Origin of the sequence: Adhaeribacter terrigena (assembly GCF_016623615.1) — a bacterium.
GTDB lineage: Bacteria > Bacteroidota > Bacteroidia > Cytophagales > Hymenobacteraceae > Adhaeribacter_A > Adhaeribacter_A terrigena.
The window spans coordinates 1-5,973 of sequence record NZ_JAEHFX010000017.1; the positions used below are offsets into that span (position 1 = coordinate 1).

2 tRNA genes and 3 rRNA genes are annotated in these 5,973 nt (G+C 48.8%); all 5 read right to left on the reverse strand.

Annotated features, from left to right (window positions below):
* Positions 1–52: 52 nt before the first annotated feature.
* The 5 genes from rrf to I5M27_RS18420 all read right to left on the reverse strand — a co-directional run bounded on the left by rrf (position 53) and on the right by I5M27_RS18420 (position 5,354).
* Positions 53–164, reverse strand: a 5S ribosomal RNA gene (gene rrf / locus I5M27_RS18400).
* Between the two features lie 175 nt (positions 165–339).
* Positions 340–3,228, reverse strand: a 23S ribosomal RNA gene (locus tag I5M27_RS18405).
* Between the two features lie 249 nt (positions 3,229–3,477).
* Positions 3,478–3,551, reverse strand: a tRNA-Ala gene (locus I5M27_RS18410).
* Positions 3,552–3,581: 30 nt separating this feature from the next.
* Positions 3,582–3,655: transfer RNA gene (locus I5M27_RS18415), tRNA-Ile, on the reverse strand.
* Positions 3,656–3,833: 178 nt separating this feature from the next.
* A 16S ribosomal RNA gene (locus I5M27_RS18420) occupies positions 3,834–5,354 on the reverse strand.
* The 16S, 23S and 5S rRNA genes sit together here with 2 tRNA genes alongside, the layout of an rRNA operon.
* Positions 5,355–5,973 lie beyond the last annotated feature (619 nt).

The window sequence follows — 5,973 nt, forward strand, 5'->3', positions numbered from 1 at the left end:
CCAAACGCAAAAACCCCAACCTATTTCTAAGTTGGGGTTTTTGGATAAATGGGGTTGGCGGCTACCTACTCTCCCACCTTTGACGGCAGTACCATTGGCGCTACGGGGCTTAACTTCTCTGTTCGGAATGGGAAGAGGTGAACACCCGCGCTATAACCACCATTGCTTTTCGTCTTCAGCCTGCTGCTGTAAACGTCCTCAGCGATTTGAGGAAAATATTTTATAAAGATCTATTTCTTTCTTTTTAATCCAGATACTAAGGTATAGTATCCAATATCTAAAGAAGGGATTTGACAAGTATGGCAAGAGAAAATAATAAATGGTTAGGGAACTTAGAGTTTAAGAAAGCGAACGGGCAATTAGTAAAGCTCGGCTTTGGTATTTCTACCTTTACACCTGCTTCCTATCAACGTCATCATCTATAACGGCCCTTAAAAGAAGTCTCATCTTGAGGTGAGTTTCGCACTTAGATGCTTTCAGCGCTTATCTCGACCAAGCGTAGCTACCCTGCGCTGCATCTGGCGATACAACAGGTGCACCAGCGGCTTGTCCAACCCGGTCCTCTCGTACTAAGGTCAGGTCCTCTCAAACTTCTTACGCCCACAACAGATAGGGACCGAACTGTCTCACGACGTTCTGAACCCAGCTCGCGTGCCACTTTAATCGGCGAACAGCCGAACCCTTGGGACCTTCTCCAGCCCCAGGACGTGACGAGCCGACATCGAGGTGCCAAACCTCCCCGTCGATATGAGCTCTTGGGGGAGATCAGCCTGTTATCCCCGGCGTACCTTTTATCCTTTGAGCGATGGCCCTTCCATGCGGAACCACCGGATCACTATATCCGTCTTTCGACCCTGCTCGGCTTGTAGGCCTCACAGTCAAGCACCCTTCTGCTATTGCACTCTGCGCACGGTTACCAAGCGTGCTGAGGGTACCTTTGAAAGCCTCCGTTACTCTTTTGGAGGCGACCACCCCAGTCAAACTACCCACCAAACAATGTCTCCGTTTTCCAGATTAGGCTCCAAGTAACTCAAGGGTGGTATTTCAACGTTGTCTCCACGATGCCTGGCGACACCGCTTCATAGACTCCCACCTATCCTACACATGAGTTACCCAGAGTCAATGTTAAGCTATAGTAAAGGTGCACGGGGTCTTTCCGTCCCGTTGCGGGTACTCGGCATCTTCACCGAGACTACAATTTCACCGAGCTCACGGCTGAGACAGCGCCCAGATCGTTACACCATTCGTGCAGGTCGGAACTTACCCGACAAGGAATTTCGCTACCTTAGGACCGTTATAGTTACGGCCGCCGTTTACCGGGGCTTCGATTCAGAGCTTCGCCTTGCGGCTAACCCCCCCTCTTAACCTTCCGGCACCGGGCAGGTGTCAGGCCATATACTTCATCTTTCGATTTCGCATAGCCATGTGTTTGTGTTAAACAGTCGCCTGGGCCTTTTCACTGCGGCTTCTTGTATTGCTACAAGGAAGCGCCCCTTCTCCCGAAGTTACAGGGCCATTTTGCCGAGTTCCTTGGCCGTGATTCACTCGAGCGCCTTAGGATACTCTCCTCGACTACCTGTGTCGGTTTGCGGTACGGGCAGCTTTATTGTAAACGCTTAGCGGGTTTTCTTGGAAGTCTGATTAGGGTCATTATCTCCGTGGCCGAAGCCGTGGAGTACTATCTGCTTTCAGCTAGTCTGGCGGATTTGCCTACCAAACCAATACCTACGGCATTCAACGCACTATTCCGTCAGTGCGCAGACCTTTCACTACTCCGTCACCACATCACTCAATAAAGCTGGTACAGGAATATTAACCTGTTGTCCATCGGCTTAGCCCTTCGGCTTTGTCTTAGGACCCGACTAACCCTGAACCGATTAGCGTTGTTCAGGAAACCTTAGTCTTACGGCGTGCGGGTTTCTCACCCGCATTATCGTTACTTATGCCTACATTTGCTTTTCTCTGCGCTCCAGCATCCATTACCAGACACCTTCACTGCTGCAGAGAATGCTCCCCTACCACTGTATTACTACAATCCATAGCTTCGGTATTATGCTTGATGCCCGATTATTATCGATGCCCTGTCGCTCGACCAGTGAGCTGTTACGCACTCTTTAAATGAATGGCTGCTTCCAAGCCAACATCCTGGCTGTCAATGCAACTGGACCTCCTTTGTTCAACTTAGCATAAATTTAGGGACCTTAGCTGATGGTCTGGGTTCTTTCCCTCTCGGCCCTGGACCTTAGCACCCAGAGCCTCACTCCCGAGTATATCTACTAGCATTCGGAGTTCATCAGGATTCGGTAGGCTTTGACACCCCCTAGTCCTATTGGTAGCTCTACCTCTAGCAGACTCGACCTCGAGGCTGTTCCTAAAAACATTTCGGGGAGTACGAGCTATTTCTCAGTTTGATTGGCCTTTCACCCCTACCCACAACTCATCCAAAAACTTTTCAACGTTAACTGGTTCGGTCCTCCATTGCGTGTTACCGCAACTTCAACCTGGTCATGGGTAGATCACAAAGTTTCGCGTCTACCCCCTCTGACTGTGCGCCCTGTTCAGACTCGCTTTCGCTGCGGCTCCGCCCATCAATAGGCTTAACCTTGCCAGAGAGGAGTAACTCGTAGGCTCATTATGCAAAAGGCACGCCGTCAGCCCACGAAAGGCCTCCGACCGCTTGTAAGCGTATGGTTTCAGGTTCTATTTCACTCCTTTATTCAAGGTTCTTTTCACCTTTCCCTCACGGTACTGGTTCACTATCGGTGTCTTGAAAGTATTTAGCCTTACCGGATGGTACCGGCAGATTCAGACGGGATTTCTCTGGTCCCGCCCTACTCAGGATACCACTAGAGCTAAAAAGCTTACGCTGACGGGGCTATCACCCTCTATGGCCTACCTTTCCAGGTAGTTTAGCTTCCTTTTTTAGTCTCATGTCGTGGTCCTACAACCCCCATTTGGCCGTAACCAAATGGGTTTGGGCTCTTTCCCTTTCGCTCGCCACTACTCAGGAAATCATTATTATTTTCTCTTCCTCCGGGTACTTAGATGTTTCAGTTCTCCGGGTTCGCTCCCCTAAGGGTGACTAGTCTTCAACTAGCCGGGTTGCCCCATTCAGAAATCTGCGGATCACCTCGTATGTGCCAATCCCCGCAGCTTATCGCAGCTTATCACGTCTTTCATCGCCTTCAAGACCCTAGGCATCCCCCATACGCCCTTTGTAACTTTCTTAAATATTATTCTTTGTTCACTTTAGTTCTGATGATTGCTCATCATTGCTGCTTGTGAACTCGGTTACTATTAAACTTATGTTCAATACTCTAGTATTATTCTCTCTTGCCAATATGTCAAAGAACTTTATCGTAATTACTCTTAACCACTGTACTGCCTTTCCTATGTAGAAGAAGCCAGGAGCTAATCAAAATCCTTACGTTTAGAAGTAAAAACCTGCCGTCTTTACTTATGTAATCTCGTATTCAGTGGAGAATAACGGAGTCGAACCGTTGACCTCCTGCGTGCAAAGCAGGCGCTCTAGCCAGCTGAGCTAATCCCCCTTCGTATTCCAGTCGCCTGGGTACTATGAGTGGGCCTGCGTGGACTCGAACCACGGACCTCTACATTATCAGTGTAGCGCTCTAACCACCTGAGCTACAAGCCCGCATTCTTTGTGCACTAGGCACGCTGAAAACTGTACCTGAAGCACTTTCGTGCAACATGGTCATGTCAATAACTTTTGAATAAAAGGAAAAGAAAAAACAAACCTGACAACCTGTTTGTAAACCGTAGTTTACATTAAGTCGCCTAATAAAGGCGTCTTGACAAGCGATCAGCTCCAGAAAGGAGGTGATCCAGCCGCACCTTCCGGTACGGCTACCTTGTTACGACTTAGCCCCAGTTACCAGTTTTACCCTAAACGGCTCCTTTAACGGGCACCGTCTTCAGGTCTCCCTGACTTCCATGGCTTGACGGGCGGTGTGTACAAGGCCCGGGAACGTATTCACCGCGTCATTGCTGATACGCGATTACTAGCGATTCCAGCTTCACGAAGTCGAGTTGCAGACTTCGATCCGAACTGAGAGCGGCTTTTTGAGATTGGCATCTTATCACTAAGTAGCAACCCTTTGTACCGCCCATTGTAGCACGTGTGTAGCCCTAGGCGTAAGGGCCATGATGACCTGACGTCATCCCCACCTTCCTCACTGCTTGCGCAGGCAGTCTCTTTAGAGTCCCCACCATAATGTGCTGGCAACTAAAGATAGGGGTTGCGCTCGTTGCGGGACTTAACCCAACACCTCACGGCACGAGCTGACGACGGCCATGCAGCACCTTGCTTTGTGTCCCGAAGGAAAGATCCATCTCTGGATCGGTCACGCGCATTCTAGCCTAGGTAAGGTTCCTCGCGTATCATCGAATTAAACCACATGCTCCACCGCTTGTGCGGGCCCCCGTCAATTCCTTTGAGTTTCACCCTTGCGGGCGTACTCCCCAGGTGGATTACTTAACGCTTTCGCTAAGACGCCGACAGTTTATCGCCGACATCGAGTAATCATCGTTTACGGCGTGGACTACCAGGGTATCTAATCCTGTTCGCTCCCCACGCTTTCGTGCCTCAGCGTCAGTTACAGCCTAGTTAGCTGCCTACGCAATCGGAGTTCTTGATGGTATCTATGCATTTCACCGCTACACCATCAATTCCGCCAACCTCGTCTGTACTCAAGCCCTGCAGTATCAATGGCAGTTCTCCAGTTGAGCTGGAGGCTTTCACCACTGACTTACAGGGCCGCCTACGCACCCTTTAAACCCAATAAATCCGGACAACGCTTGCACCCTCCGTATTACCGCGGCTGCTGGCACGGAGTTAGCCGGTGCTTATTCATCTGGTACCGTCAGTTTCCTACGCATAGGTGTTTTCTTCCCAGATAAAAGCAGTTTACAACCCAGAAGGCCTTCATCCTGCACGCGGCATGGCTGGGTCAGACTTCCGTCCATTGCCCAATATTCCCTACTGCTGCCTCCCGTAGGAGTCTGGTCCGTATCTCAGTACCAGTGTGGGGGATCATCCTCTCAGAACCCCTAGCCATCGTAGCCTTGGTAGGCCGTTACCCTACCAACTAGCTAATGGCACGCATGCCCATCTTAAACCAATAAATCTTTAACCTTCTTCAGATGCCATCAAAAGGTATTATGCGGTATTAATCCGGGTTTCCCCGGGCTATCCCCCAGTTTAAGGTAGGTTGCATACGCGTTACGCACCCGTGCGCCACTAAACCAGGCATTGCTGCCTGATCTCGTTCGACTTGCATGTATTAGGCCTGCCGCTAGCGTTCATCCTGAGCCAGGATCAAACTCTCCATTGTATAAATTAATTTACATCCCGATCTGAATCGGGACTATGTAGTATGCTTGATCGCTTAACGCTCTTGTTTTTGACAAAGAAACCCTTAATGCCCGAAGGCAATTAATTGCACTTTGCGGTTTGTCTTTTCTTTTTCCAACTATTCAAAGAACTTTTTAACAGAACATCTTTCCGTTAACCGGGCTCCCTGCCGCATCGCTGCTAAGCAAGAAACCTATTCATCATCACTCTTTTTTTCTCTTCCCTTCAAACCCAACCGGTGAAGTAGTATTCTCTTTTTTTCTGACCTTAAAACCCTTGACCGTTTTAAGGCTCCGTGTTTTTCGGTGTGCAAAGGTCTTGCTTTTTATTTTAACTACCAAATTATTTTTACAAATATTTAGCGTTTCTTTTTCCAAGTCCCGGCTTTAACCTTGCTGCTTATTATTATACAAAGCAGCTTACTCAGCCAGGTGACCTTTTCAATATTTCAATTCCTTTTTCCCTTTCGGTAAGGGAGTGCAAAGATGCAGGCTTCTTTCTTATTCTCCAAATTTTAAAACTAAATTATTTTAAAATCTTTTGAAGCTTAAAAACGCGGTTCGTAAACCGCTCAAGCCCTTTTTCTTTCCCCGCAAACC